The sequence below is a fragment of the Pseudomonas sp. LBUM1673 genome (assembly GCF_059695645.1).
In genome coordinates this window covers 2,153,369-2,179,703 of the sequence record NZ_CP166780.1, presented here as the reverse complement: position 1 = coordinate 2,179,703, position 26,335 = coordinate 2,153,369, and the positions used below count along the sequence as shown (strand labels likewise).

Genomic DNA, 26,335 nt, shown 5'->3' with positions numbered 1-26,335 from the left:
AGCCCCGACACAAGGCTTACTGCCGTCAAACCCCGTCGGAAATGTCCGCTTTCACCGCATTTTTTGTAGGAACAAGGCTTGCCCGCAACAAACAAAAACTCGCTCCCTCTGACACGACAGACCTCCCGTGGCGCGGGGGTTTGCCCCCGTTGGGGCGCTCACCGCCCCTGAAATCTGCAACCACACCCCTCCAGAAACACCGCATTTGCTGGCTTTGCGGCCGTTGCGCAGCCGAACGGGGGCAGCCCCCTCACCACAGGATCGTGTAGGCCACACACCTACAAATACTAAACAAACCAGCCCAATCAACACGCTGTCACTCATTCCTACATCCGGAAATACCTTGTTGCCAGCGCTTACATCCATCCCTACCATCCACGCTCAACGGGCACAGCGGAGCTGTCCAACAAAACCCGAATTCAAGGAACCAGAATGACCCAGCGTATCCATCGCAGCATCGACACCCCACTCCGATCAGGCCTGAACCGGGATGAACTGTGGGAAGGCCACGACAAAGGCCTGATCAAATGCTGGGAAATCGGCCGCCAGCGCGCCGCCCGCTTCCCCGACCTCGCCCGACAATGCCTTACCGGCGAACTCCCGGTGCTGGGCTGGAAAGGTGGCGTCAGCCGCAGCCTGAAGAAACTCGAAAAGTACGGATCCCTCAAATACCTCGCCCAATGGCAGGGGTTGCGCGGGGAGGACCTGGATATTGATCTGAGCGCAGAACGGGCGTTGACCTGTTCCAGGACCAAAATGGTGGTGACGTTTACGCCGGATCGGTCGAAGTACTTCAATCAGGTGGCGGACGTGGAAGCCTGAGGAGAAGACCCGGGTCGATTTGTATCAGCCAGCTCAAAACAGCCACTCTGGAATGTCGAATGAACAATGACGCGCTGATCCACTTTGCACTGACGCCCAGCCTCACTCTTGCCTATGAAGCACACGGCCCTAGCAGCGGCGACCCGGTCATTCTGCTCCACGGCTTTCCCTATTCCCCCCGAGCCTACGACGAAATCGCCCCGACCCTCGCCGCCAAGGGCTATAGCGTGATCGTCCCCTACCTGCGCGGCTACGGCCCGACCCGCTTCAATTCTCCCGACACTCTACGCTCCGGCCAGCAAGCGGCCCTCGCCCAGGACTTGCTGGAGCTGATGGACGCCCTCTCCATTCAACAAGCCGCCCTGTGCGGTTACGACTGGGGCGGTCGGGCGGCGTGCATTGTCGCGGCGCTGTGGCCGGAGCGGGTGCGCTGCCTGGTGACCGGGGACGGGTACAACCTTCAGAACATTCCCCACTCCACCCAGCCTCTGGATCCGCAGACCGAACATCGTCTCTGGTACCAGTACTACTTCCACACCCCGCGTGGTGTTGAAGGCTTGACCCAAAACCGCCGGGCACTGTGCGAACTGCTCTGGAATTTGTGGTCGCCGACCTGGGCCAAAAATGCCGAACGTTATCCCTTGAGTGCGCCAGCCTTCGATAACCCGGATTTCGTCGAAGTGGTGATTCACTCGTACCGGCACCGGTTCATGTACGCGCCCGGCGATCCGGCGCTGGAGTGGATGGAAGAAGCGCTGACCCAACAACCGGTGATCAGCGTGCCGACGATTTCCCTGTGCGGTGCCGATGACGGTGTGGGCCCCGCACCTGACATCGACGAAGACGCCGAGCGTTTTACCGGCCCTTACGAACGCCGGGTATTGGCAGGCGTCGGGCATAACATTGCCGAAGAAGCGCCCGAGGCGATCCTCAAGGCATTACTGGATCTGCTGGAGCGCTGACGGAAAACCGCTCGCGATACGCCTGCGGCGTCACGCCCATGGCCCGCAGAAAACTGCGGCGCAAGGTTTCTTCGCTGCCAAACCCGCATTGCACCGCGACCCGTTTGATCGGCACACCGGTGTCGCTGAGTAGCCGTCGCGCGGTCTCGACCCGAATCAGTTCGATGGCTCGCGCCGGGGTCTGGCCGGTGTCGGCGCGGTAGTGACGGACGAAGCTGCGCTCGCTCATGCCGGCCTGCAAGGCCAGGGTCGGGATGCCGAGGTCCTTGGTGAGGTTTTCGCTGATCCAGGCGTGAAGGTCGTCGAAGCGGTTGCCTTCCTTTTGCAGGGACAGGGTCACGCTGAATTGTGACTGGCCCCCCGGACGCTTGAGAAACACCACCAGTTGCCGGGCGACGTCCAGAGCCATGGTTCGGCCGAGATCTTCCTCGACCATCGCCAGGGCCAGGTCAATGCCCGCGGTGACCCCGGCCGAGGTCCAGACCGGGCCGTCGTTGATGAAGATCGGGTTGGGTTCGACCTGTAGTTTGGGATGCTGGTGCGCCAATTGCTCGCAACGGGTCCAGTGCGTCACCACCCGCCTGCCATCGAGCCAACCGCTGGCCGCCAGCAAAAACGCCCCGGTGCACACCGACGACACCCGCCGACACCCCGTCGCGTGCTCACGCACCCAAGCCACCAGCGACTCGTCTTGCGCCGCCGCGTAAACGCCCCAGCCACCGGCAATGATCAAGGTGTCACTGCCCTGATCCGGCAGCGGCTCCGCCAACAGCGCCAACCCCGCCGACGACATCACCGCCCCGCCACCGCTGGCAATCACCGACGGTGCATAGGGCGGCGGCAGACCTTGCTGGCGAGCAATGTCGTTGGCCGAGGCAAACACCTGCAACGGTCCGGTGACGTCGAGCAGTTGCACGTTGGCAAAGGCCAGCACATGAATGGTTTTCGGGTTGTTCGGCATGTTTGGCGTAATTCGTGGGGTTATTGGCGTATACGCCAGATCCTACGAGCCTACAGTGAAGTCGTCCACCCCAACCAGGAGAAAAAACGCCATGACTTTGCAGATCGGTTTTCTGTTGTTTCCACAGCTTCAACAACTGGACCTGACCGGCCCTTATGACGTGCTGGCCTCGCTGCCGGACGTGAAGGTGCATCTGATCTGGAAGGACCTGCTCCCGATCACCGCGAGTACCGGGCTGGTGCTGAAACCGACCATCACCTTCGACGATTGCCCGCCACTGGATGTGATCTGTATTCCTGGCGGCAGCGGCGTCGGGCCGTTGATGGAGGATGAGGAAACCCTGGCCTTTATCAAGGCACAGGCCGCCGAGGCGCGGTATGTCACCTCGGTTTGCACCGGCGCGCTGGTGCTCGGGGCGGCGGGGTTGCTCAAGGGAAAACGTGCCACCACGCATTGGGCGTATCACGAATTGCTTGGGCGTTTGGGGGCGATCCCGGTGAACGATCGGGTGGTGCGCGACGGCAATCTGCTGACCGGTGGCGGGATCACCGCGGGGATCGATTTTGCCCTGACGTTGGCTGCTGAGTTGTTCGATAAGGACACGGCGCAACTGGTGCAGTTGCAGTTGGAATACGCTCCGACGCCGCCGTTTGCTTCGGGCAGTCCCGAGACTGCGCCGGTCAGCGTGCTGGAGGACGCCCGCAAACGCGCTGCCGCGTCGTTGAAATTGCGCTCGGAAATCACCGAACGCGCAGCGGCGAAACTCGCCCGCCAGTGAAAGTAAGCCATTGACCACCCAACGACTGAAAACCTGCCCTTGTAGCAGCTGCCGAAGGCTGCGTTCAGCTGTAGCAGCTGTCGAGCCCCAGCGAGGCAGCGTTCGGCTGCGCAGCAGTCGTAAACCCTACAAACACGGTAAAACTGAAAAACCGCGGCGTCTGATTCTGCGACTGCTTTGCAGTCGAACGCAGCCTTCGGCAGCTGCTACGGGGGATCGGGTTTCAGTTTTCTGAAGACGAAAAAAAACCCGCCGAAGCGGGTTTCTCAAGACCATTGCGACATCCTGTCGGCAGCCATCCTGGCGTATGGTCGATCATCCATGATCCTGAGCACATCCTGTGCTTCAGTTGATGGATCCAGATTAGACGCATCGGTGAAGCATCAAAAGACGACATACCATCGACTACGTGTAAGCCATTGACCATTCAGCGCCTGAAAGCCTGCCCTTGTAGCAGCTGCCGAAGGCTGCGTTCGGCTGCGCAGCAGTCGTAAACCCTACAAGCACGGTAAAACCGAAAACCGCGGCGTCTGATTCTGCGACTGCTTTGCAGTCGAACGCAGCCTTCGGCAGCTGCTACAAGGAACCGGGCTGCAGTTTTCTGAAGACGAAAAAAAACCCGCCGAAGCGGGTTTTTCCCAAGACCATATCGACTCCCTGTCGGCAGCGATCCTTGCTATGGTCGATCATCCGTGACCCTGAAGCACTTCCTGTGCTTCAGTTGATGAGGCTAGATTACGCTTGGGATCCAATCTGCAATAGACGACATAGCTACTACCGCGCGTAAGACATTCGCCATAGCCGCCCTTCCGAAAACCCTTAGGTGTGTCAGCCATCAAACGCTGAGGCCACGAATTTCACGGCCTGCAGCTATCAGCCGCCCTGACGCTCGTGGGCCTTGGTGTTTGCCAGAAATTGTTCGATGTTGTTCATCTGCTCATCCCAGCCACGGCTGTCCATGCGGAATGCCTTGAGCCTGCGCGACTGAGGGATGTGATCGAAACCGGACTCGACGACCGTCAACAACGTGCCTTCGTCCATGTCCTGGAGTTCGAACTTCACCAGAGTGGTGGGCTCCTGGGAGTAATCGACTTCCGGTTCCACTGCATACGGGTGCCAGCGAAACGAAAACACCCGCTCCGGCTCGACCCGCTCCACCAGGACATTCCACAACAAGTGCTCATAACCAGGGTAAGTAATCTGCCCCTGGGTCCACTCGCCGGCGACAAAGCGCTTACCTTCGAGCGCCACGCCGAACCATTGCCCGAAGGCTTCGGCATTGGCCAGCACGCGCCAGACCTGCGAGCGCGGCACCTTGAGCAGGATCTTCCTTTCGATGCGATCTGATGCTGGGTTCATAAGTCACCTCCTGTATTGAACAGTAGGCCCGTAAAGACCATAAGACCACCCTAAAAGTTGTATCAAACGAGTGCCGCGATCAAGCGTGCCTGAAATATTCGGCCTCGGTTTTGGCCATAAGTTCTGGTTTGAGGGGGAGTCAGCGGGCAGAAACTGCTAACGTTTGCGGCGACGTGGAACCTTACAAGGAAGATTCATGCAGCCTTCACTCACGGAACGTTATCGCGCAACCCTACTGGGGCTTGCTTGTGGGGATGCCGTTGGCACCCGTGCCGAATTCCAGCCGCGCGGCTCGTTCGCCCCTCTGACCGATATGGTTGGGGGCGGCCCGTTCAATCTGAAGCCAGGGCAATGGACCGATGACACTTCCATGGCACTTTGCCTGGCAGAAAGCTTGCTGAACAAAAAAGGTTTTGACGCGGCCGACCAAATGGGCCGTTACCTCAACTGGTGGCAATGGGGTTACCTGAGTTCGACCGGCGAATGCTTCGACATCGGCATGACCGTACGTGAAGCGTTGGCTCGTTATCAGGAAACCGGTCAGCCATTCTCGGGATCCACCGATCCCTACACAGCCGGTAACGGCTCGCTGATGCGGTTAGCGCCAATAGTGTTGTACTACTTTCCCGACCCCGACCGGATCAGGACGTTTTCCGCAGAAAGCTCGCGCACTACCCATGCGGCGCCGGAGGCACTTGAATGCTGTCAGTTGCTTGCTGAGCTGATCCGCAAGGCATTGCAAGGAGCGCCCAAGCCGGATTTGCAGAGCCTGCCAGAGACGACGCTTCTGGAACCAAAGGTAGCGAGCATCGCCCGAGGCGATTACCTCGAAAAATCCAAAGACGATATTCGCGGTAGCGGTTACTGCGTTGCATCACTGGAAGCAGCCTTGTGGTGCTTTCACCACACTGACAGTTTTGAAGCCCCCATCCTCGAAGCGGCGAACCTGGGCGATGACGCCGATACCACTGCCGCCATCGTCGGCCAGTTGGCCGGAGCCCACTACGGTGTGCAGGCCATCCCTGATGGCTGGCTTGCGAAATTGCATCAGCGCGAAGACATCGAAGCCACGGCTGACGCCCTGCTTCGGGCAGCCACCGCTGCCGCCATCTCAGCCACACAACCAGGGAAACCCTATGAATAACTTGCATGGCAGCTGCTTGTGCAAAACCATCGAATACCAACTTGATAGCCTCGACATGCCCATCAGTCACTGCCACTGCCACACCTGCCGCAAGGCACACGCAGCGGCGTTCGCTTCGACGGCAGGGGTCATGCGTGAGCATTTTCGCTGGATAAAAGGACAGGACCGGCTAAGCACCTTTGAGTCGTCGCCGGGCAAGCTTCGGCATTTCTGTTCGATCTGCGGATCGCATCTGATGGCGGAGCGCTTGGCCCAACCCCATGTAATCGTTCGTGTGGCGACTCTCGATGATGATCCGAAAATGACACCTCAGACTCACATATGGACCTCCCATGACGTGTCCTGGCTTGAATATGAATCGATAGAAGAATGTCCTGAGTGGTCCACATAGTTTCCCGGACATGCGGCTGCATCAGTCTGCTGATTTGTAGGCTGGCGACGCCCCGCTACACTGCACCTACTTTCCATCATCACAGTGAGCCCCCCATGCCCCCACGTTTTCTCCTTGCGTTGACGCCGCTACTGTTCACCCCCCTTGCGCAGGCCATCGACTGCGACAATGCCACCGACCAGGGGACGATGAATCAATGCGCGGCGCAGCAGAACAAGGCGGCCGACAAGGAGCTGAATGCGCTTTATCAGCAGATCACCGCGCGGTTGAAGGACAGCCCTGACACCAAAAAGCTGCTGGTCGGCGCGCAGCGCTCATGGATTGCGTTTCGCGATACCGAGTGCAAGTTCTCGGCGTCCGGGGTGGAGGGTGGCAGTGTGTATCCGCTGATCTATAGCAATTGCACCACCGAGCTGACCAAGGCGCGGGTCGAAGCGTTCAAGAACTACTTGAAGTGTCAGGAAGGGGATTTGAGTTGTCCGGTGCCTGGGGCTTGATGCTGCGGTGTTCCTGAGGGCCTCTTCGCGGGCAAGCCCGCTCCCACATTAGATTTTCAGTGAACACATATCTTGTGTACGACCGAGAACCAATGTGGGAGCGGGCTTGCTCGCGAAAGCGTCCGCTCAGGCGCCGCGATTACCGAACAAATATCTGCGCCGTGGTAATCGCCATGTGTCTGCCGGTTTTCAGATCGATGCTGAACAGCCCGTAGAGGTACTCGGCGGTGGCCGGATGCTATTGGCTTCGGGGTGCACGCCGCACCGCCAACGTGGTGCGGCGTGACGCAGGTTCAGCGGTAAAACGGAGGGTGAATGCCTTTGTGCGCCTCGATTTCTTGCCGCATATCAGCCACTAGCGACGCGATCGCGTGGGGGCTATCCAGTGTCCATACCGGAACATGGGTGGCCACCAGATCCACTTTCCCGGTCATGCAATCGCAGACCCGAATCGTCAGGGACTGGTCCGCCTCCATGCTGCAAGTGCACACGGCGGGCAAAAAACTATGTTCAATGATGTTTTGAATTTCCAGGGTTGAAAGGAACATCGCTACCTCCCTCACGCCAGATGTGTGGCCGGGCAAATGCACCCTCATTCACCCATTAGCCCGAAAATTCTAATCCTCAATAGCAAGTGTCTCAAGACCGTAACAAGTTGCTCGTCGTCTCATTGGCTGTCGCGATTTGCGACAAAATCTGGGGGTGCCCTTCCCCTTGCATCATACAAAACCCGCCGACAAAGGGCTGTCCGTGAGCCACAGGCCGCGCCCGAGATTGTCGCCCTGCGGGCAACTGTGAAGCCTTGATCCTTAGACGTGAGGGTCGCCCGGAGCTTTGCTCGGCGCCGCGTACTGCGGCTTCAGGTGACCGTCCCGATCGAGCAACCAGGCATCCATGATCTGCCGCACCACAGGGCCGGCGACGCGACCACCGGCCTCGCCGTTTTCGATCATCACCGAGATGACAATCTTCGGATGTTCGGCCGGGGCAAAACCGACGAACAAAGCGTTGTCGCGGTTGCGCTCCAGAGTTTTCGCCCGGTTGTAGCGCTCACCCTGTTTGATCGCCACCACTTGCGCGGTACCACTTTTGCCGGCGATGCGGTACTGAGCCCCCGCCGCTGCCGCCCGGGCAATCCCGCGGGCGTCGTGCATCACCATCTGCATACCGTGGTTGACCTGTTCCCAGTCACGCGGATCCTTGAGCAGGATGTTCGGCATCGGGTGCTCGTCCACCGGCGCTACGCCATCCACCGTTTTGGCCAGGTGCGGCCGGTTCCATACACCTTTGTTGGCAATCAGTGCGGTGGCCTGGGCCAGTTGCAGCGGGGTAACCTGCATGTAGCCCTGGCCGATGCCGAGGATCACGGTCTCACCGGGGAACCACGGCTGCCGGCGCGTAGCGCGTTTCCAGGTCTGAGACGGCATCAAGCCGGGAGACTCTTCGAACATGTCCAGCGAGACCTTCTCGCCAAGGCCGAACATCGCCATGTAGTCGTGCAAACGGTCGATGCCCAGCTTGTGGGCCAGATCGTAGAAGTAGGTGTCGTTGGAGCGCATGATCGCCGCGTCCATGTCCACCCAGCCATCGCCACTGTGGTTCCAGTTGCGGTATTTATGATCAAAATCCGGTAGCTGGTAATAACCCGGATCGAAGACGCGGGTCTGCGGGGTAACCACTCCGGCGTCGAGGCCGGCAATCGCCACTTCCGGCTTGATGGTCGAGCCCGGCGCGTAGAGTCCGCGCAGCACACGATTGAACAGTGGCCGGTCGATGGAATCGTGCAGTGCCGCGTATTCCTTGAAGCTGATGCCCGTCACGAACATGTTCGGGTCGAAGCTTGGCTTACTGACCATGGCCAGCACTTCGCCGGTCGACGGGTCGAGAGCGACCACTGAACCGCGGCGATCGCTCAGCGCGGCTTCTGCAGCCTCCTGAAGTTTGACGTCGAGGCTCAGTACAATATTTTTACCAGGAACCGGATCGGTGTGCTTGAGCACCCGCAGCACGCGGCCCTGGGCGTTGGTTTCGACTTCTTCATAACCCACATGGCCGTGCAACTCGGACTCGTAGAATTTCTCGATGCCGGTCTTGCCGATGGATTGGGTTCCACGGTATTCCACCGTATCCAGGGCTTTGGATTCTTTCTCGTTGATGCGGCCGACGTAACCGATCGAATGCGCAAAGTGTGCGCCCATCGGGTAATGGCGAACGAACTGTGGCTCTACGTCGATCCCTGGCAAACGAAACTCGTTGACTGCCAACACCGCGATCTGTTCTTCGCTGAGTTCATAGAACAAGGTGACTGGCACGAAGGGGTGTCGAGCCTGCTTCATCGCCTTGTCGAACAGCGTGCGGTCTTCTGCCGGTAGGTGCAGGAGGTGGACCACGTCATCCAGTTCTTCTTTGACGTCGGAGGCGCGTTCGCGGGTGATGGTCAGGTTGAAGCTGGGTCGGTTGTCCGCCAGAACCACGCCATTGCGGTCATAGATCAACCCGCGGGTAGGGGCGATCGGCAACACGTGGACACGGTTGTTTTCGGAGATCGTCGAGTGGTAGTCGTACTCAACCACCTGCAGGACATACAGGCGTACCACCAGCGCGCAGGTAATAGCAACGACGAACAAGGCGCAGGCCATCAGTCTTTTGTTGACCAGGCGCGTCTCTTTTTCGTGGTCCTTGATCAGTATCGGGTCAGGCATTTCTGCAGCAGCTCTTTGACTGTAGAGGGGTGCCGATCCGTAGGCTTGAAATCAGTCCGTAAAAACGAGCTGCACCATACCAAAAACGGCGTGGTTACTTTAACGCCCGTTCTACCGAAACTTCATGAACAATGCAGCTGTTACCTGGGATAGCCTCCACGACACTTTCCTGCGGGCAAAACAAAACCCCTACCTGCATACGCAGATAGGGGTTTCGGAATTTAATCTTGACGATGACCTACTCTCACATGGGGAAACCCCACACTACCATCGGCGATGCATCGTTTCACTGCTGAGTTCGGGATGGGATCAGGTGGTTCCAATGCTCTATGGTCGTCAAGAAATTCGGTAGCCAGGTCGTTTTCTCTTGCGAGATCACGCTCCAGCGAATGGGTATGTGATAGATCTGGTGTTTCGTGAGTGTCACAAACTTTCGGTTCGTTTCGTCTTCACACACCGCAATCTGGTGCCCGTTCGGGCCAACAAATTGCTTGGGTGTTATATGGTCAAGCCTCACGGGCAATTAGTATTGGTTAGCTCAACGCCTCACAGCGCTTACACACCCAACCTATCAACGTCGTAGTCTTCGACGGCCCTTCAGGGGACTCAAGGTCCCAGTGAGATCTCATCTTGAGGCTAGTTTCCCGCTTAGATGCTTTCAGCGGTTATCTATTCCGAACATAGCTACCCGGCAATGCCACTGGCGTGACAACCGGAACACCAGAGGTTCGTCCACTCCGGTCCTCTCGTACTAGGAGCAGCCCCTCTCAAATCTCAAACGTCCACGGCAGATAGGGACCGAACTGTCTCACGACGTTCTAAACCCAGCTCGCGTACCACTTTAAATGGCGAACAGCCATACCCTTGGGACCGGCTTCAGCCCCAGGATGTGATGAGCCGACATCGAGGTGCCAAACACCGCCGTCGATATGAACTCTTGGGCGGTATCAGCCTGTTATCCCCGGAGTACCTTTTATCCGTTGAGCGATGGCCCTTCCATACAGAACCACCGGATCACTAAGACCTACTTTCGTACCTGCTCGACGTGTCTGTCTCGCAGTCAAGCGCGCTTTTGCCTTTATACTCTACGACCGATTTCCGACCGGTCTGAGCGCACCTTCGTACTCCTCCGTTACTCTTTAGGAGGAGACCGCCCCAGTCAAACTACCCACCATACACTGTCCTCGATCCGGATAACGGACCTGAGTTAGAACCTCAAAGTTGCCAGGGTGGTATTTCAAGGTTGGCTCCACGCGAACTGGCGTCCACGCTTCAAAGCCTCCCACCTATCCTACACAAGCAAATTCAAAGTCCAGTGCAAAGCTATAGTAAAGGTTCACGGGGTCTTTCCGTCTAGCCGCGGATACACTGCATCTTCACAGCGATTTCAATTTCACTGAGTCTCGGGTGGAGACAGCGCCGCCATCGTTACGCCATTCGTGCAGGTCGGAACTTACCCGACAAGGAATTTCGCTACCTTAGGACCGTTATAGTTACGGCCGCCGTTTACCGGGGCTTCGATCAAGAGCTTCGCGTTAGCTAACCCCATCAATTAACCTTCCGGCACCGGGCAGGCGTCACACCCTATACGTCCACTTTCGTGTTTGCAGAGTGCTGTGTTTTTAATAAACAGTCGCAGCGGCCTGGTATCTTCGACCGGCATGAGCTTACGGAGCAAGTCCTTCACCCTCACCGGCGCACCTTCTCCCGAAGTTACGGTGCCATTTTGCCTAGTTCCTTCACCCGAGTTCTCTCAAGCGCCTTGGTATTCTCTACCCAACCACCTGTGTCGGTTTGGGGTACGGTTCCTGGTTACCTGAAGCTTAGAAGCTTTTCTTGGAAGCATGGCATCAACCACTTCGTGTTCTAAAAGAACACTCGTCATCAGCTCTCGGCCTTGAAATCCCGGATTTACCTAAGATTCCAGCCTACCACCTTAAACTTGGACAACCAACGCCAAGCTGGCCTAGCCTTCTCCGTCCCTCCATCGCAATAACCAGAAGTACAGGAATATTAACCTGTTTTCCATCGACTACGCTTTTCAGCCTCGCCTTAGGGACCGACTAACCCTGCGTCGATTAACGTTGCGCAGGAAACCTTGGTCTTTCGGCGTGGGTGTTTTTCACACCCATTGTCGTTACTCATGTCAGCATTCGCACTTCTGATACCTCCAGCAAGCTTCTCAACTCACCTTCACAGGCTTACAGAACGCTCCTCTACCGCATCACCTAAGTGATACCCGTAGCTTCGGTGTATGGTTTGAGCCCCGTTACATCTTCCGCGCAGGCCGACTCGACTAGTGAGCTATTACGCTTTCTTTAAAGGGTGGCTGCTTCTAAGCCAACCTCCTAGCTGTCTAAGCCTTCCCACATCGTTTCCCACTTAACCATAACTTTGGGACCTTAGCTGACGGTCTGGGTTGTTTCCCTTTTCACGACGGACGTTAGCACCCGCCGTGTGTCTCCCATGCTCGGCACTTGTAGGTATTCGGAGTTTGCATCGGTTTGGTAAGTCGGGATGACCCCCTAGCCGAAACAGTGCTCTACCCCCTACAGTGATACATGAGGCGCTACCTAAATAGCTTTCGAGGAGAACCAGCTATCTCCGAGCTTGATTAGCCTTTCACTCCGATCCACAGGTCATCCGCTAACTTTTCAACGGTAGTCGGTTCGGTCCTCCAGTTAGTGTTACCCAACCTTCAACCTGCCCATGGATAGATCGCCCGGTTTCGGGTCTATTCCCAGCGACTAGACGCCCTATTAAGACTCGCTTTCGCTACGCCTCCCCTATTCGGTTAAGCTCGCCACTGAAAATAAGTCGCTGACCCATTATACAAAAGGTACGCAGTCACCCAACAAAGTGGGCTCCCACTGCTTGTACGCATACGGTTTCAGGATCTATTTCACTCCCCTCTCCGGGGTTCTTTTCGCCTTTCCCTCACGGTACTAGTTCACTATCGGTCAGTCAGTAGTATTTAGCCTTGGAGGATGGTCCCCCCATATTCAGACAAAGTTTCTCGTGCTCCGTCCTACTCGATTTCATGACCAAGAGATTTTCGCGTACAGGGCTATCACCCACTATGGCCGCACTTTCCAGAGCGTTCCGCTAATCTCAAAGCCACTTAAGGGCTAGTCCCCGTTCGCTCGCCACTACTAAGGGAATCTCGGTTGATTTCTTTTCCTCAGGGTACTTAGATGTTTCAGTTCCCCTGGTTCGCTTCTTAAGCCTATGTATTCAGCTTAAGATACCTAACTTATGTTAGGTGGGTTCCCCCATTCAGACATCTCCGGATCAAAGTCTGTTTGCCGACTCCCCGAAGCTTTTCGCAGGCTACCACGTCTTTCATCGCCTCTGACTGCCAAGGCATCCACCGTATGCGCTTCTTCACTTGACCATATAACCCCAAGCAATCTGGTTATACTGTGAAGACGACATTCGCCGAAAATTCGCGATTAAACTCACAAATTTTACCTTAGCCTGATCCACCACCAGTGAAAGTGGCGTTCAGTCTATCTTTCTATCACATACCCAAATTTTTAAAGAACGATCTAGCAAAAGACTAGAAATCAACATTCACCATCATCACAATGGAATGCTCATTTCTAAGCTTTCAACAACAGAAGCAGTTAGTGGTGGAGCCAAACGGGATCGAACCGTTGACCTCCTGCGTGCAAGGCAGGCGCTCTCCCAGCTGAGCTATGGCCCCGTATTTCTACAGGCGTTTCCCACACAAAATTGGTGGGTCTGGGCAGATTCGAACTGCCGACCTCACCCTTATCAGGGGTGCGCTCTAACCAACTGAGCTACAGACCCAATTTCGGGCTGCTTCTTATCGTCTTCTTCAATGAATCAAGCAATTCGTGTGGGAACTTATGGAGCAGCTGATGTCGTCGATTAAGGAGGTGATCCAGCCGCAGGTTCCCCTACGGCTACCTTGTTACGACTTCACCCCAGTCATGAATCACACCGTGGTAACCGTCCTCCCGAAGGTTAGACTAGCTACTTCTGGTGCAACCCACTCCCATGGTGTGACGGGCGGTGTGTACAAGGCCCGGGAACGTATTCACCGCGACATTCTGATTCGCGATTACTAGCGATTCCGACTTCACGCAGTCGAGTTGCAGACTGCGATCCGGACTACGATCGGTTTTATGGGATTAGCTCCACCTCGCGGCTTGGCAACCCTCTGTACCGACCATTGTAGCACGTGTGTAGCCCAGGCCGTAAGGGCCATGATGACTTGACGTCATCCCCACCTTCCTCCGGTTTGTCACCGGCAGTCTCCTTAGAGTGCCCACCATTACGTGCTGGTAACTAAGGACAAGGGTTGCGCTCGTTACGGGACTTAACCCAACATCTCACGACACGAGCTGACGACAGCCATGCAGCACCTGTCTCAATGTTCCCGAAGGCACCAATCCATCTCTGGAAAGTTCATTGGATGTCAAGGCCTGGTAAGGTTCTTCGCGTTGCTTCGAATTAAACCACATGCTCCACCGCTTGTGCGGGCCCCCGTCAATTCATTTGAGTTTTAACCTTGCGGCCGTACTCCCCAGGCGGTCAACTTAATGCGTTAGCTGCGCCACTAAGAGCTCAAGGCTCCCAACGGCTAGTTGACATCGTTTACGGCGTGGACTACCAGGGTATCTAATCCTGTTTGCTCCCCACGCTTTCGCACCTCAGTGTCAGTATCAGTCCAGGTGGTCGCCTTCGCCACTGGTGTTCCTTCCTATATCTACGCATTTCACCGCTACACAGGAAATTCCACCACCCTCTACCATACTCTAGCTCGACAGTTTTGAATGCAGTTCCCAGGTTGAGCCCGGGGATTTCACATCCAACTTAACGAACCACCTACGCGCGCTTTACGCCCAGTAATTCCGATTAACGCTTGCACCCTCTGTATTACCGCGGCTGCTGGCACAGAGTTAGCCGGTGCTTATTCTGTCGGTAACGTCAAAACAATTACGTATTAGGTAACTGCCCTTCCTCCCAACTTAAAGTGCTTTACAATCCGAAGACCTTCTTCACACACGCGGCATGGCTGGATCAGGCTTTCGCCCATTGTCCAATATTCCCCACTGCTGCCTCCCGTAGGAGTCTGGACCGTGTCTCAGTTCCAGTGTGACTGATCATCCTCTCAGACCAGTTACGGATCGTCGCCTTGGTGAGCCATTACCTCACCAACTAGCTAATCCGACCTAGGCTCATCTGATAGCGCAAGGCCCGAAGGTCCCCTGCTTTCTCCCGTAGGACGTATGCGGTATTAGCGTCCGTTTCCGAGCGTTATCCCCCACTACCAGGCAGATTCCTAACATTACTCACCCGTCCGCCGCTCGCCACCAGGTACAAGTACCCGTGCTGCCGCTCGACTTGCATGTGTTAGGCCTGCCGCCAGCGTTCAATCTGAGCCATGATCAAACTCTTCAGTTCAAACATCTTTGGGTTTTGAGAAAACCCTAAACTTGGCTCAGCAATCGTTGGTTACATCTTTGATTTCTCGCGGAGTAACTTGTGATGCTGATAATCTTGTTGACTATCAGTCTGACTCCACAAGCACCCACACGAATTGCTTGATTCAATTGTTAAAGAGCGGTTGGTTAAGATCTTTCGTCTCAACCGAGGCGCGCATTCTACAGCAGCCCCTGTTACTGTCAAGCGGTTATTTTCAGAAGTTTTCAAAGTTTCGCTTGGAAATCCTTAACAACTTCAACCACTTGCGCTTCCGATCTCTCGTTAGCGGGAGGCGAATTCTACAGCGTTACTCGCTGCTGTCAACACCTCTTTTTCTCCGCTTTCGACCGAGAAGATCGAACCGTTAAAAGAGCCAAACAACACCGCCCTTTCAACTCCTTCTGGCTTCGATGAACTGAAGCGTAACCGCTGTCGAAAACTGCGTAACTCTTTGTTTACCAAGGAGTTTTCCGTTTCGACTGCGCCGGAAGTGGGGCGAATTATAGACTTCCAGAATCTGCCGTCAACCCCTAATTACGCTTTTCTATCAGGATGCTCAAAAACCCTGCTTATATATAGACGCGCCCGTAACGAATGCGCAGTATATTGCCCAACACATAAAATTATACTCTCGCTTCTACTTCGGACGATGCCACGTAATGAATGACCACCCCCGCAACCTTGCCTCGATCCTGTTCTCGGTTGGCCTGCTCTTGATAGCCATGGCATCGATCCAGTCCGGCGCCTCCCTGGCCAAAAGTATGTTCCCGGTTATCGGCGCGCAAGGAACGACCACCCTGCGATTGATCTTCGCCAGCGTGATCATGCTGCTTCTATTACGACCATGGCGAGCGAAGCTCACCGCAAAATCGCTGCGCACCGTTATCGTCTACGGAATGGCGTTGGGCGGCATGAACTTCCTCTTCTATATGTCCTTGCGCACTGTCCCTTTGGGTATCGCGGTAGCCCTGGAGTTCACAGGACCATTGGCGGTTGCTATTTATGCCTCACGTCGAGCGATCGACTTTCTGTGGATCGCTTTGGCAGCCACAGGCTTACTGTTGTTGATTCCGACAGGCGCCACGAGCGCAGGCATCGATCTGGTTGGCGCAGGTTATGCCCTTGGTGCTGGTGTCTGTTGGGCGTTGTACATTCTGTTCGGTCAGAAGGCCGGTGCTGATAATGGGGTGCAGACCGCCGCGTTGGGCGTGATGATTGCCGCACTGTTCGTAGCCCCCATCGGCATTGTTCACGCTGGCGCAGCGTTACTGACGCCCTCGTTGATTCCCGTCGCCATCGGAGTCGCCATTCTGTCCACCGCCCTGCCCTATACCCTGGAGATGGTCGCCCTCACACGGATTCCAGCCCGGACCTTCGGCACATTGATGAGCATCGAACCTGCGTTCGGCGCGTTGTCCGGCCTGTTGTTCCTCCAGGAATACCTTTCCCTGTCACAGTGGATGGCTATCCTGTGCATCATTCTGGCTTCCGTCGGCGCGACCATGACCATGGGGAGTACCGCCAAGCCAGTGGTCGCAGCGGATTGAAACGAGATTTGACGAAGGTCTGGTATTTGCCGCTCAATTAGGCCATGTTTAGACCATATAACTCTGTGTCAGACATGGATTTTTTCAGATAGGGATATCAGAGCGCTTCAAGCAAAAGCGAATGCAGGCAGACCCAGGCACAAGATCCGGGGCCTCTATAAGGACAGCAATGAAACGAGTTTTGATACTGATCGCCGTACTTGCAGTTGCGGGTTGCGCAGCGACCTCGAAGCCCCAGATGAAACACGGCAAGAAAGGGCTGCATATCAACTGTTCGGGGCTGTCCTCCTCCTGGGACAAGTGCTACACCAGCGCCGCCAATTCGTGCTTACCCAAGGGGTACAAGGTGATCGCCAAGTCAGGGGATGCCGTGGAAGAACCCGGTGATTATCCGTTCGGCCTCAACCCGGCCGGCTATACCAGCCGCAGCATGATCGTCATCTGCAAGTAACCTTCCCCTTCTATCGGGTTTGCGTAGCCCGATAGGCGCTTTGCCAGGTTGCTGCTAACGTTCGTCAGTCACTGACCGTTCAGCAAAGGGCGATATCCATGACCACCGCTATCCATAACAAGAAAGTCGTATTGGTCGTCGGCGCCGGCGATGCCACCGGCGGCGCCATCGCCAAACGTTTTGCTCAGGAAGGGTTCGTTGCTTGCGTCACGCGTCGCAGGGCAGACAAACTTCAGTCATTGGTAGACGCTATTGAGGCGAGTGGCGGCGAGGCCCATGGTTTTGCCTGCGATGCGCGCAAGGACGAGGAAGTGATAGCGCTCATCGAGCAGATCGAAACCGAAATCGGTCCCATCGAAGCGTTCGTCTTCAATATCGGCGCCAATGTGCCGTGCAGTATTCTCGAAGAAACCGCCCGCAAGTATTTCAAGATTTGGGAAATGGCCTGTTTCTCAGGGTTTCTCAACGCTCGTGAAGTGGCCAGGCGCATGGTCACCCGCCAACGGGGCACGATCCTGTTCACCGGCGCCACTGCTGGCTTGCGCGGGGCCGCAGGTTTCGCAGCCTTCGCCGGTGCCAAGCACGGGATTCGCGCCCTGGCGCAAAGCATGGCCCGCGAACTGGGACCAATGAACATCCATGTCGCCCACGTCGTAGTTGATGGCGCCATCGATACAGACTTTATCCGCGACAACTTTCCGGAAAAATACGCGACCAAGGATCAGGACGGCATCCTCAATCCCGAGCATATCGCCGAAAACTATTGGTACCTGCACAGCCAGCCACGGGACGCCTGGACCTTCGAGCTGGACCTGCGCCCCTGGAACGAACGCTGGTAAGCCCCCGCAACAATAAGAAGAGCACATCGACCATGAGCAAAACCGTGGAGTTCTTTTTCGACCTCGGCAGCCCCGCCACCTACCTGGCTTATACCCAACTGCCGAAAATCTGCGAGCAAACCAATAGTCAGCTGATCTACAGACCGATGCTGTTGGGCGGTGTCTTCAAAGCTACCGGCAATGCTTCCCCCATCACCGTGCCGGCCAAGGGACACTACATGTTTCAGGACCTGGACCGCTTTGCCAAACGCTATGGAGTACCGCTGAAGTTCAACCCGCACTTCCCCATCAATACCCTGATGCTGATGCGCGCTGTCACGGGTATGCAACTGCGCCATCCCGAACGCTTTCAAGCGTTTATCGATTGCCTGTTTCACGCCCTGTGGGTTGAAGGATGCAGCCTCGATGATCCAGCGACCGTTGCCGCCGTGCTGACGCAAAATGGTTTCGATCCGAACGAGGTGCTGGCGCTGACCACCGATGAAGCCGTCAAAGCCACCCTCAAGGAAAACACCGAGGAAGCGGTGCAACGTGGCGTATTCGGTGCACCGAGCATGTTTGTCGAAAATCAGCTGCTCTTCGGTCAGGATCGGTTGGACTTCGTCCTTGAAGCCCTGCGTGCGCAATAGCTGGCGCCTGTCGATTGCATGAACCAGGCGCGGGAAACAGCGCCTGGCTCGAGCCGCTCAAATAGCCGCGGTTCGAGTGTTCAACCACTCAAGGGCCGCGCCATCGAGCAACGGGCTTAAGCGTTCACGTACCTCGGCGTGATAGGCGTTGAACCACTGTTTTTCGTCTTCGGTCAGCAGTGACGGTTCCAGGCAACGGGTGTCGATCGGGCACAGGGTCAGGGTTTCGAATTTCAGGAATTCACCGAATTCGCTCTTGCCCGCTTCGCGGTTCAACACCAGGTTCTCGATCCGCACCCCCCAGCGCCCCGGACGGTAAGTGCCTGGTTCGATGGACGTGATCATGCCCGGCTGCATCGCGGTTTGCGGTGCCGCCGCGGCCTGATAGGCGATGACTTGCGGGCCCTCATGAACGTTGAGGAAGTAGCCGACGCCGTGACCGGTGCCGTGACCGTAGTCGACGCTTTCGGCCCAGATCGGCGCGCGGGCAATGGAGTCCAGCAACGGCGACAGAATGCCTCGTGGGAATTGTGCGCGGGAGAGTGCAATCACGCCTTTGAGCACTCGGGTGCAATCGCGCTTCTGCTCATCAGTCGGCACCCCCACCGGCACCATTCGGGTGATGTCGGTGGTACCGCCCAGGTATTGGCCGCCAGAGTCGATCAGCAACAGCCCGTTCCCCTCGATTACCGCGTGCTCTTCTTCGGTGGCGTGGTAGTGCGGCATGGCGCCATTGGCGTTGAACGCGGCAATGGTGTTGAAGCTCAGCGACACATAATCCGGACGTCGGGTGCGAGCCGCGGTCAGGTGTTCGTCGATGGTCAGTTCAGTGATACGTTCACGCCCCCATGCGGCTTCCAGCCAGGCGAAGAATTCGCACAGCGCCGCGCCATCCTGCTCCATGGCTCGACGAATGTGTTCGGCATCGGCCAGGCTTTTCTGCGACTTGGCCAGGGTGGTCGGGTTCAGACCTTCGAGTAGTTTCACGCCGCTGTTCAGATTATCCAGCAGACCCGCGGTGACCCGCGCCGGATCGACCTGCAGGCTCGCGCCGCTCGGTACGGCGTGCAAGGCGTCGGCCACTTCGCTGTAATCGCGCAGGGTGACACCGTCCTGTTCGAGGGTCGCGCGCAGTTCGGCGCTGACTTTACTCAAGGCCACAAACAGAGTGGCCTGCTGTTGGCTGATCAAGGCGAAAGAGACAAACACCGGATTGAACGACACATCGCCGCCGCGCAGGTTGAACAGCCAGGCGATGTCGTCGAGGGTGGCAATAAAATGCCAGTCGGCACCGCGCTCTTTCAATACGCCACGCAGCTGGGCAAGTTTTTCCCCACGGCTGACGGTCGCCTGAGGCGGCAAGTGTTGATAAATCGGCTCATTCGGCAAACCCGGACGATCACTCCAGACGTCGCTCAACAAATCGATGTCGGTACGCAGCCGTGCGCCGCGTTCTTCGAGTTTGCTGCTCAGGGTGCGCGCCGAGGCCACGGCCATCACCGCGCCATCGACTGCGACGACACCACCCTCAGGAGTTTGTTCGGCCAACCAATCGAGCGGGCCAGGTTGACCTGGTTGCAGCTTGACCAGTTCGATGCCGCTGCCCTTGAGTTCCTTGCTCGCTTGTTCCCAATAGCGGCTGTCGGCCCAGACGCCGGCAAAATCCGGCGTGACGATCAGCGTGCCCACCGAGCCATGAAAACCCGACAGCCACTGCCGCCCCTGCCAATAGCCCGGCAGGTATTCCGACAAGTGCGGGTCGGCCGACGGCACCAACAGAGCATGAATGCCCTCCCGGCTCATCAGTTCGCGGGTTTGCGCCAAGCGCTGGGGCACCAATCCATTGATCGAAGGCTGCGTACTCATCGTATCTCCTGCTAACCACTTCATCATTATTGTTTAGTGCCGATCAAAGTCAGCGCTTATGGGCCTGTCGCCCAGAATGCCGGAGCACTGGCGACTGCTGCTTTAATCAGGTGTACCGCCTGGTCGATATCCTGCTCGGTGGTGAAACGTCCCAGGCTCAAGCGAATGGTGCGACGGGCCGAGCGCGCGTCACGCCCCAGGGCCAGCAACACGTGGGATGGAGCATTGCTGGCGGAGTTACAGGCCGAGGTCGCGGAAAACGCGATCGAGGTGCTCAACGCCGTGACATTGAACTCGCCTTCGTTGAAGGTCAGGCTCAAGGTGTGAGGAATGCGCTGGGTCGGACTGCCATTGAGGCGAACGCCTGGAATACTCAGCAGTGGCTCAAGCAAGCGTTCACGCAGACGCACGATGGTGGCTTTTTCTTCATCGAACGAGGCAGCCGCCAACGCGAAAGCCACACCCATGGCCGCGATCTGGTGAGTCGCCAGAGTGCCGGAACGCAACCCGCCCTCGTGACCACCGCCGTGGATCTGCGCCTGCAAACGCTGCTGGGCGCGAGGACCGACATACAGCGCGCCGATGCCTTTGGGGCCGTAGACCTTGTGCGCCGAGAACGACATCAAATCCACCGGCCACCAGGCCAGGTCGATCGCCACTTTGCCTGCGCCCTGAGCCGCATCGACGTGGAACAACGCATCGCGATCACGCACCACCTGGCCGATGGCAGGAATGTCGTTGACGGTGCCCAGTTCGTTGTTGACCAGCATCAGCGACACCAGGAAGGTGTCCTCGCGCATCGCCTCGCTGACCGCTTGCGGGGTAATCAGGCCTTCGGCATCCGGCACCAGATACGTCACGGCAACGCCCGCGTCCTGCAATTGTTTTGCAGTGTCGAGAATCGCTTTGTGTTCGATCTGGCTGGTGATGATGTGGCCGCCGGACACACCGCGGGCCTGGGCCACACCTTTGAGGGCAAGGTTGTTGGATTCGGTGGCACCGGAGGTCCAGACGATCTGCTCCGCCCGGGCGCCCACCAATTCGGCGACCTGGCGCCGTGCCTGCTCGACCGATTGCCGGGCCTGTTGGCCAAAAGAGTGGGAGCTGGATGCTGGATTGCCGAAGTTACCCGTGAAACCCAGACACTCGACCATGACCTTGATGACCCGCTCATCCACCGGCGTGGTGGCGGCGTAGTCGAAATACAACGGACGTTTATTCATAAAAGACTCGCAGAGCGTGTTCCGGGATCAGGAGGCTCGTCACCGAAATATCAAAGCGCAACCTCGTGAGCTGCGCCGATAGTTCAGAACGTTAGAAATACCTGATCGGAGGCCGTTAAAGAAGAACAACTTCATTTAAAAGTGCGTAGGAACGCTCCTGAAGTCGAGCTTAACAGGCATCGGGCAACCGGTTGAAGCAATGCGTCAGCTAAAACTTTCGAGCAATAACGGATACAGCGAAGCCACCAACAATAAGGCCATGCCCCAGTTGAACAGCCGTAACCAACGGCGATCGCGCAGCAAATTACGCAACAGCGTGCCGCAACCGGCCCACACACTGACGCTCGGGAGGTTGATCAGAGCAAAGACTGCGGCAATCACAATCACATTGGTGAAATAACCCTGCATCGGCGTGTAGGTGCTGATGGCACCGATGGCCATGATCCAGGCCTTGGGATTGACCCATTGAAACGCTGCAGCGCCCAAATAACTGATCGGCTTGCCCTCGCCCTGTTCGCCGTCGGCTACCGGCCCGGAATGAGCAATCTTCCACGCCAGGTACAGCAAATACGCCGCGCCGACATAGCGCAACACGGTGTAAAGCATTGGATAGGATTGAAATACCGCGCCCAGGCCGAACCCGACGGCGACCACCAGGACGAAGAAGCCGCAGGTGATGCCCAGCATGTGGGGAATGGTGCGGTGAAAGCCGAAATTCACGCCCGAAGCCAGCAACATGGTGTTGTTCGGACCGGGGGTGATCGAGGTGACAAGGGCAAACAGGGCAAAGCCCAGCAGCAAGTCGAGCGAGAGTGTCATCGGTGGCAGTCCATCAGGGTCAGTCAGGTGTTGACCCTATCGCACGCCTTGAGAGAAACCCACGGACAGTTGCGTGAAAGTTCGAGCAGTACAGTCGTTCTCAACTTGGACGACCATGCAGCTGTACTGCGCGTCCGGCATTCATCTCGCCTTGTTTGTCGAAATTGAACGATTTTGGCGGCTGACCGAGCAATTCGGCTTTCTTCGCGTGGTACTCGTCGAAGGACAAGCCGCGACGATTCAAGGCCTCCAGCGCCAGCTCTCGAGTTTCTTCAGCGGTGTAGGGCCGCAGTTCCGGTGAAACGTGGCTGGCACATCCGGCGAGAACGGAAACGGCGAGCAGCAAGAATGTGGCCAGTAGAGGTTTCATTTTGGGTGTCCTGACATCGGGTTCGGGGCAATGAACACAGGCTACCCGTGCCGCTCGAAGGGTAGAAATCAACACTCTCGATAGTCGCTATCGACTTTGGTAAACGCCGCTCTGATTGCCGGCCTCATATCTCCCAATGATCTATAAATATTAATTTATGGTCTTTTACGGAATAACAGCGAGCATTTATAACAACTCCATCGCTTCACGCACTGTTGCTGATGCAACTGTTTTCTCAGCAACAGTCAATCAACAAACAGCCCGTCAAATCGAACAGCGCCTGCCAACAACCGCGCTGAAAGCCACGTAAACCGGCGCTCTGAAGGATTGGTACAGCTCTTGCTCAACGCTGGTGACTACTCACTGCTCGCTGAGCAACTGTTTAAAAAGGAACTGATCATGTCGCGTTCATTGAAAGTCGTTGCCCTTTCCGGCGGTACCTGGCGTCCGTCTCGCACCTTGGTGCTGACTCAGGCACTGCTGGCCGAACTGGCCGAGCAGTTGCCGATCGAGAGCAAGCTGATCGAACTGGGCGACATCGCCCGACCACTGGGCGCCGCACTGTCGCGCCAGGAACTGAGCGCCGATATCGAAGCCGAGCTGCAAGCGATCGAAAGCGCCGACCTGCTGATCGTCGCCGCGCCGGTTTATCGCGGTTCCTACCCGGGCCTGCTCAAGCACCTGTTCGACCTGATCGACCTCAACGCGCTGATCGACACCCCGGTGCTGTTGGCCGCCACCGGGGGCAGCGAACGTCATGCGCTGGTGCTCGATCATCAGTTGAGGCCACTGTTCAGTTTCTTTCAGGCCCTGACCTTGCCGATTGGTGTGTACGCCACTGAAGCCGATTTTTCCAATTACCAAATAACCAGTGAGCCCTTGAAGGCCCGCATTCGTCTTGCTGCAGAACGTGCGGCCCCGTTGTTCGGCGTGCACCCCAAAAATCTGCTGAAAATCGCTTAAGGATCTCTTCATGGATGTTTTCTGGTTTCTGCCGACCCACGGCGACGGCCATTACCTGGGCACTACTCAGGGCGCGCGTCCGGTGACGCTCAACTACCTGAAACAAGTCGCTCAGGCCGCCGACAGTCTCGGCTACCACGGTGTGCTGATTCCTACCGGACGTTCCTGCGAGGACTCGTGGGTGATCGCCTCGGCCCTGGTACCGCTGACCGAGCGCCTGCGGTATCTGGTGGCGATTCGTCCGGGGATTATTTCACCGACGGTTTCGGCGCGGATGGCCGCGACGCTGGATCGCCTGTCCAACGGCCGCTTGCTGATCAATGTGGTGACCGGCGGCGACCCGGATGAAAACCGGGGCGACGGCAGCTTTCTCGATCACAGCGAACGCTACGAAGTCACCGACGAATTCCTGAAGATCTGGCGTCGCGTGCTGCAAGGCGAAGCGGTGGATTTCGAAGGCAAACACCTACGGGTGCAGAACGCCAAGGCACTGTATCCACCGGTGCAGAAACCTTATCCGCCGCTGTATTTCGGTGGTTCGTCCGATGCCGCTCATGACCTGGCTGCCGAGCAGGTCGACGTCTACCTGACGTGGGGCGAACCGCCCGCCGCCGTGGCAGAAAAACTGGCCGATGTTCGTCAGCGTGCCGCGCGAAACGGTCGCACGGTGAAGTTCGGGATTCGCTTGCACGTGATCGTCCGCGAAACCGCCGAAGAGGCCTGGAAAGCCGCCGACAAACTCATCGAGCACATCGGCGACGAAACCATTGCGGCGGCGCAGAAGTCGTTTTCGCGCTTCGACTCCGAAGGCCAGCGACGCATGGCCGCGCTGCATGACGGCCGTCGCGACAACCTGGAAATTTCCCCCAACCTCTGGGCCGGCGTCGGTCTGGTGCGCGGCGGTGCCGGGACGGCGCTGGTGGGCGATCCGCAGCAAGTGGCGGCGCGAATCAAGGAGTACGCGGACCTGGGGATCGAAAGCTTCATCTTCTCCGGCTACCCGCATCTTGAAGAGGCTTATCGCTTTGCCGAACTGGTGTTCCCGCTGCTGCCCGAGCCGTATGCCAGCCTGGCCGGACGTGGCGTCACCAACCTCACCGGGCCGTTTGGCGAAATGATTGCCAATGATGTGTTGCCTGCCAAAGCCACGGCCTGAAAACCGCTCTCCTGTGGACCCGAAAACTTGTGGCGAGGGAGCTTGCTCCCGCTGGACTGCGAAGCAGTCCCTGAACAGGCCAATGCGGTGTACTGATAGACCGCATCAGCCGGTTTACGACTGCTTCGCAGCCGAGCGGGAGCAAGCTCCCTCGCCACAAAAGCTCTTTCCACAAGGGATTGCGCCGACTTCCATGAGGAACCCCGCGTGACTGCCAAGCCGCTAAGCGCCCTGTTGTCCCCCTCGCAGACCGCCCGCCAGTTGGCCGCCGAGTTTGCCCTGACCGCTGTCGAACGCGATGAACGCGGCGGTACGCCGAAAGCCGAGCGTGATGCCTTGCGCCATAGTGGCCTGCTCGCTTTAAGCATTCCCACCCAGTACGGCGGCCTCGGCGCCAGCTGGAGCGAAACCCTGACCATCGTGCGCGAGTTCGCCAAGGTCGACAGTTCCATCGCACATGTCTTCGGCTTTCATCACCTGATGCTCGCCACCGTGCGCCTGTTCGCCCGGCCCGAGCAGTGGCAGCCGTGGTTTGAACAGACGGCGCGCAAGAACTGGTTCTGGGGCAACGCCCTCAACCCGCTGGACACCCGCACCGTAGTGAAAGACCTCGGAGGCTGGCGCGAGTTTTCCGGCAAGAAAAGCTTCTGTTCCGGTGCCAGCGACTCGGAAATGCTGATCGCCTCGGCCGTCGATGAAAGTGCCGGCGGCAAGCTGTTGATTGCCGCGATTCCCAGCGGGCGCAGCGGCATCACTCTGCATAACGACTGGAACAACATGGGCCAGCGTCAGACCGACAGCGGCAGCGCCACGTTCGAACGGGTGCGGGTCGAAGAGTCGGAGTTGCTGCTCGACCCTGGCCCGCTGAGCACGCCGTTCGCCTGCCTGCGCCCATTGATCGCCCAGCTCACGTTCACCCATATGTTCCTCGGCATTGCCGAAGGTGCCTTTGAGGAAGCGCGGCAATACACCCTCACCGAAACCCGTCCGTGGCACAAATCCAGCGTTCAGGATGTGCGTCAGGATCCTTACGTGCTCGGCCATTACGGCGAATTCTGGGTGGCGCTGGGGGGTGTTCGATTACTGGTGGAACGAGCCGCCGAGTTGCTCGACAAGGCCTGGGCCAAGGGTCCGAACCTGAGCGCCGAGGAACGCGGACACCTCGCCACAGCGATCGCCACCGCCAAGGTCGCCGCCACGCGCAATGGCCTGGAGCTGTGCAGCCGCTTGTTCGAAGTGACCGGCGCCCGCTCGACTCACGCCTCACTGCGACTGGACCGTCACTGGCGCAACCTGCGCACGCAAACCCTGCACGACCCGGTGGATTACAAACTCCATGAACTGGGTGAATGGGCGCTGAACCAGTCCCTGCCGATCCCGACCTTCTATTCATAGCTTTCAA

General features: G+C 57.4%; 21 protein-coding genes, 2 tRNA genes and 3 rRNA genes. 13 read left to right on the top strand and 13 right to left on the bottom strand.

From position 1 onward, the window contains the following. The first annotated feature begins 432 nt into the window (after nucleotides 1–432). Nucleotides 433–822 carry a hypothetical protein gene (locus ACA044_RS09965; protein WP_123497975.1) on the top strand — a complete coding sequence of 130 codons (390 nt, stop codon included), beginning with the start codon at nucleotides 433–435 and terminating at the stop codon, nucleotides 820–822. Between the two features lie 59 nt (nucleotides 823–881). Continuing rightward, nucleotides 882–1,784 carry an alpha/beta fold hydrolase gene (locus ACA044_RS09960; RefSeq protein WP_497446201.1) on the top strand — a complete coding sequence of 301 codons (903 nt, stop codon included), beginning with the start codon at nucleotides 882–884 and terminating at the stop codon, nucleotides 1,782–1,784. Here the strand turns inward: ACA044_RS09960 and ACA044_RS09955 are convergent. Next, nucleotides 1,753–2,745 (bottom strand): GlxA family transcriptional regulator, encoded by a 993-nt coding sequence (locus tag ACA044_RS09955; RefSeq protein ID WP_497446200.1) that lies wholly within the window; start codon nucleotides 2,743–2,745, stop codon nucleotides 1,753–1,755. The two genes, ACA044_RS09960 and ACA044_RS09955, sit on opposite strands and share 32 nt — an antisense overlap. A gap of 91 nt (nucleotides 2,746–2,836) precedes the next feature. Between ACA044_RS09955 and inhA the strand changes: the two genes are divergently transcribed. Next, complete coding sequence (gene inhA, locus ACA044_RS09950; RefSeq protein WP_497446199.1) at nucleotides 2,837–3,523, top strand: isonitrile hydratase; 687 nt, start codon at nucleotides 2,837–2,839, stop codon at nucleotides 3,521–3,523. Between the two features lie 873 nt (nucleotides 3,524–4,396). Here the strand turns inward: inhA and ACA044_RS09945 are convergent. Then, a complete protein-coding gene (locus ACA044_RS09945; protein ID WP_497446198.1) occupies nucleotides 4,397–4,882 on the bottom strand; it encodes an SRPBCC family protein in 486 nt (161 codons plus the stop codon). A gap of 196 nt (nucleotides 4,883–5,078) precedes the next feature. Between ACA044_RS09945 and ACA044_RS09940 the strand changes: the two genes are divergently transcribed. From ACA044_RS09940 to ACA044_RS09930, 3 genes are all read left to right on the top strand, one after another. After that, nucleotides 5,079–6,026: an ADP-ribosylglycohydrolase family protein gene (locus ACA044_RS09940; RefSeq protein WP_497446197.1), complete on the top strand. Its 948-nt coding sequence runs from the start codon at nucleotides 5,079–5,081 to the stop codon at nucleotides 6,024–6,026. After that, complete coding sequence (locus ACA044_RS09935) at nucleotides 6,019–6,417, top strand: GFA family protein (RefSeq protein WP_497446196.1); 399 nt, start codon at nucleotides 6,019–6,021, stop codon at nucleotides 6,415–6,417. Before ACA044_RS09940 ends, ACA044_RS09935 begins: the two co-directional genes overlap by 8 nt. A 95-nt stretch (nucleotides 6,418–6,512) precedes the next feature. Next, entirely contained in the window at nucleotides 6,513–6,914 is a 402-nt protein-coding gene (locus tag ACA044_RS09930) for a lysozyme inhibitor LprI family protein (protein ID WP_497446195.1), read from the top strand. Nucleotides 6,915–7,207: 293 nt separating this feature from the next. On the opposite strand, the gene ACA044_RS09925 is transcribed toward ACA044_RS09930, so the two are convergent. The 7 genes from ACA044_RS09925 to ACA044_RS09895 all read right to left on the bottom strand — a co-directional run bounded on the left by ACA044_RS09925 (nucleotide 7,208) and on the right by ACA044_RS09895 (nucleotide 15,049). Further along, entirely contained in the window at nucleotides 7,208–7,462 is a 255-nt protein-coding gene (locus ACA044_RS09925; protein ID WP_030131459.1) for a DUF1652 domain-containing protein, read from the bottom strand. Nucleotides 7,463–7,723: 261 nt separating this feature from the next. Beyond that, the gene (gene mrdA, locus ACA044_RS09920; RefSeq protein WP_497446194.1) at nucleotides 7,724–9,616 is read right to left on the bottom strand and encodes a penicillin-binding protein 2; all 1,893 of its coding nucleotides are present in this window, start codon (nucleotides 9,614–9,616) and stop codon (nucleotides 7,724–7,726) included. 225 nt (nucleotides 9,617–9,841) lie between these two features. Further along, nucleotides 9,842–9,957: ribosomal RNA gene (gene rrf, locus ACA044_RS09915) — 5S ribosomal RNA — on the bottom strand. Nucleotides 9,958–10,118: 161 nt separating this feature from the next. After that, nucleotides 10,119–13,010, bottom strand: a 23S ribosomal RNA gene (locus ACA044_RS09910). 236 nt (nucleotides 13,011–13,246) lie between these two features. Continuing rightward, nucleotides 13,247–13,322: transfer RNA gene (locus tag ACA044_RS09905), tRNA-Ala, on the bottom strand. A 30-nt stretch (nucleotides 13,323–13,352) separates the two neighbouring features. Next, nucleotides 13,353–13,429, bottom strand: a tRNA-Ile gene (locus ACA044_RS09900). Nucleotides 13,430–13,511: 82 nt separating this feature from the next. Further along, nucleotides 13,512–15,049, bottom strand: a 16S ribosomal RNA gene (locus ACA044_RS09895). The 16S, 23S and 5S rRNA genes sit together here with 2 tRNA genes alongside, the layout of an rRNA operon. 680 nt (nucleotides 15,050–15,729) lie before the next feature. Here ACA044_RS09895 and rhtA point away from each other — a divergent pair. The 4 genes from rhtA to ACA044_RS09875 all read left to right on the top strand — a co-directional run bounded on the left by rhtA (nucleotide 15,730) and on the right by ACA044_RS09875 (nucleotide 18,536). Further along, the gene (gene rhtA, locus ACA044_RS09890; RefSeq protein WP_497446193.1) at nucleotides 15,730–16,617 is read left to right on the top strand and encodes a threonine/homoserine exporter RhtA; all 888 of its coding nucleotides are present in this window, start codon (nucleotides 15,730–15,732) and stop codon (nucleotides 16,615–16,617) included. A gap of 169 nt (nucleotides 16,618–16,786) precedes the next feature. Then, nucleotides 16,787–17,068: a hypothetical protein gene (locus tag ACA044_RS09885; RefSeq protein ID WP_497446192.1), complete on the top strand. Its 282-nt coding sequence runs from the start codon at nucleotides 16,787–16,789 to the stop codon at nucleotides 17,066–17,068. Between the two features lie 98 nt (nucleotides 17,069–17,166). Beyond that, a complete protein-coding gene (locus tag ACA044_RS09880; RefSeq protein ID WP_497446191.1) occupies nucleotides 17,167–17,907 on the top strand; it encodes an SDR family oxidoreductase in 741 nt (246 codons plus the stop codon). A gap of 32 nt (nucleotides 17,908–17,939) precedes the next feature. Further along, nucleotides 17,940–18,536, top strand: coding sequence for a 2-hydroxychromene-2-carboxylate isomerase (locus ACA044_RS09875; RefSeq protein WP_497446190.1), 597 nt, complete (start codon nucleotides 17,940–17,942; stop codon nucleotides 18,534–18,536). Nucleotides 18,537–18,593: 57 nt separating this feature from the next. On the opposite strand, the gene ACA044_RS09870 is transcribed toward ACA044_RS09875, so the two are convergent. From ACA044_RS09870 to ACA044_RS09855, 4 genes are all read right to left on the bottom strand, one after another. Then, a complete protein-coding gene (locus ACA044_RS09870; RefSeq protein WP_497446189.1) occupies nucleotides 18,594–20,402 on the bottom strand; it encodes an aminopeptidase P family protein in 1,809 nt (602 codons plus the stop codon). A 56-nt stretch (nucleotides 20,403–20,458) separates the two neighbouring features. Further along, a complete protein-coding gene (locus tag ACA044_RS09865) occupies nucleotides 20,459–21,625 on the bottom strand; it encodes a cysteine desulfurase family protein (protein ID WP_497446188.1) in 1,167 nt (388 codons plus the stop codon). 204 nt (nucleotides 21,626–21,829) lie between these two features. Beyond that, entirely contained in the window at nucleotides 21,830–22,444 is a 615-nt protein-coding gene (locus tag ACA044_RS09860) for a LysE family translocator (RefSeq protein WP_497446187.1), read from the bottom strand. 100 nt (nucleotides 22,445–22,544) lie between these two features. After that, nucleotides 22,545–22,814: a hypothetical protein gene (locus ACA044_RS09855; protein WP_497446186.1), complete on the bottom strand. Its 270-nt coding sequence runs from the start codon at nucleotides 22,812–22,814 to the stop codon at nucleotides 22,545–22,547. 399 nt (nucleotides 22,815–23,213) lie between these two features. Here ACA044_RS09855 and msuE point away from each other — a divergent pair, with 399 nt between their 5' ends. The 3 genes from msuE to ACA044_RS09840 all read left to right on the top strand — a co-directional run bounded on the left by msuE (nucleotide 23,214) and on the right by ACA044_RS09840 (nucleotide 26,328). Continuing rightward, nucleotides 23,214–23,777 (top strand): FMN reductase, encoded by a 564-nt coding sequence (msuE, locus tag ACA044_RS09850; RefSeq protein ID WP_497446185.1) that lies wholly within the window; start codon nucleotides 23,214–23,216, stop codon nucleotides 23,775–23,777. Nucleotides 23,778–23,787: 10 nt separating this feature from the next. Further along, nucleotides 23,788–24,933 carry an FMNH2-dependent alkanesulfonate monooxygenase gene (ssuD, locus tag ACA044_RS09845; protein ID WP_497446184.1) on the top strand — a complete coding sequence of 382 codons (1,146 nt, stop codon included), beginning with the start codon at nucleotides 23,788–23,790 and terminating at the stop codon, nucleotides 24,931–24,933. A gap of 207 nt (nucleotides 24,934–25,140) precedes the next feature. After that, nucleotides 25,141–26,328 (top strand): acyl-CoA dehydrogenase family protein, encoded by a 1,188-nt coding sequence (locus tag ACA044_RS09840; protein WP_497446183.1) that lies wholly within the window; start codon nucleotides 25,141–25,143, stop codon nucleotides 26,326–26,328. Nucleotides 26,329–26,335: the final 7 nt, after the last annotated feature.

What these genes read in the sequence shown, in the direction of transcription:
- ACA044_RS09965 (WP_123497975.1), top strand. Translation starts at nt 433, where the DNA reads ATGACCCAGCGTATCCATCGCAGCATCGACACCCCACTCCGATCAGGC.
- ACA044_RS09960 (WP_497446201.1), top strand. Translation starts at nt 882, where the DNA reads ATGAACAATGACGCGCTGATCCACTTTGCACTGACGCCCAGCCTCACT.
- ACA044_RS09955 (WP_497446200.1), bottom strand. Translation starts at nt 2,745, where the DNA reads ATGCCGAACAACCCGAAAACCATTCATGTGCTGGCCTTTGCCAACGTG.
- inhA (WP_497446199.1), top strand. Translation starts at nt 2,837, where the DNA reads ATGACTTTGCAGATCGGTTTTCTGTTGTTTCCACAGCTTCAACAACTG.
- ACA044_RS09945 (WP_497446198.1), bottom strand. Translation starts at nt 4,882, where the DNA reads ATGAACCCAGCATCAGATCGCATCGAAAGGAAGATCCTGCTCAAGGTG.
- ACA044_RS09940 (WP_497446197.1), top strand. Translation starts at nt 5,079, where the DNA reads ATGCAGCCTTCACTCACGGAACGTTATCGCGCAACCCTACTGGGGCTT.
- ACA044_RS09935 (WP_497446196.1), top strand. Translation starts at nt 6,019, where the DNA reads ATGAATAACTTGCATGGCAGCTGCTTGTGCAAAACCATCGAATACCAA.
- ACA044_RS09930 (WP_497446195.1), top strand. Translation starts at nt 6,513, where the DNA reads ATGCCCCCACGTTTTCTCCTTGCGTTGACGCCGCTACTGTTCACCCCC.
- ACA044_RS09925 (WP_030131459.1), bottom strand. Translation starts at nt 7,462, where the DNA reads ATGTTCCTTTCAACCCTGGAAATTCAAAACATCATTGAACATAGTTTT.
- mrdA (WP_497446194.1), bottom strand. Translation starts at nt 9,616, where the DNA reads ATGCCTGACCCGATACTGATCAAGGACCACGAAAAAGAGACGCGCCTG.
- rhtA (WP_497446193.1), top strand. Translation starts at nt 15,730, where the DNA reads ATGAATGACCACCCCCGCAACCTTGCCTCGATCCTGTTCTCGGTTGGC.
- ACA044_RS09885 (WP_497446192.1), top strand. Translation starts at nt 16,787, where the DNA reads ATGAAACGAGTTTTGATACTGATCGCCGTACTTGCAGTTGCGGGTTGC.
- ACA044_RS09880 (WP_497446191.1), top strand. Translation starts at nt 17,167, where the DNA reads ATGACCACCGCTATCCATAACAAGAAAGTCGTATTGGTCGTCGGCGCC.
- ACA044_RS09875 (WP_497446190.1), top strand. Translation starts at nt 17,940, where the DNA reads ATGAGCAAAACCGTGGAGTTCTTTTTCGACCTCGGCAGCCCCGCCACC.
- ACA044_RS09870 (WP_497446189.1), bottom strand. Translation starts at nt 20,402, where the DNA reads ATGAGTACGCAGCCTTCGATCAATGGATTGGTGCCCCAGCGCTTGGCG.
- ACA044_RS09865 (WP_497446188.1), bottom strand. Translation starts at nt 21,625, where the DNA reads ATGAATAAACGTCCGTTGTATTTCGACTACGCCGCCACCACGCCGGTG.
- ACA044_RS09860 (WP_497446187.1), bottom strand. Translation starts at nt 22,444, where the DNA reads ATGACACTCTCGCTCGACTTGCTGCTGGGCTTTGCCCTGTTTGCCCTT.
- ACA044_RS09855 (WP_497446186.1), bottom strand. Translation starts at nt 22,814, where the DNA reads ATGAAACCTCTACTGGCCACATTCTTGCTGCTCGCCGTTTCCGTTCTC.
- msuE (WP_497446185.1), top strand. Translation starts at nt 23,214, where the DNA reads ATGTCGCGTTCATTGAAAGTCGTTGCCCTTTCCGGCGGTACCTGGCGT.
- ssuD (WP_497446184.1), top strand. Translation starts at nt 23,788, where the DNA reads ATGGATGTTTTCTGGTTTCTGCCGACCCACGGCGACGGCCATTACCTG.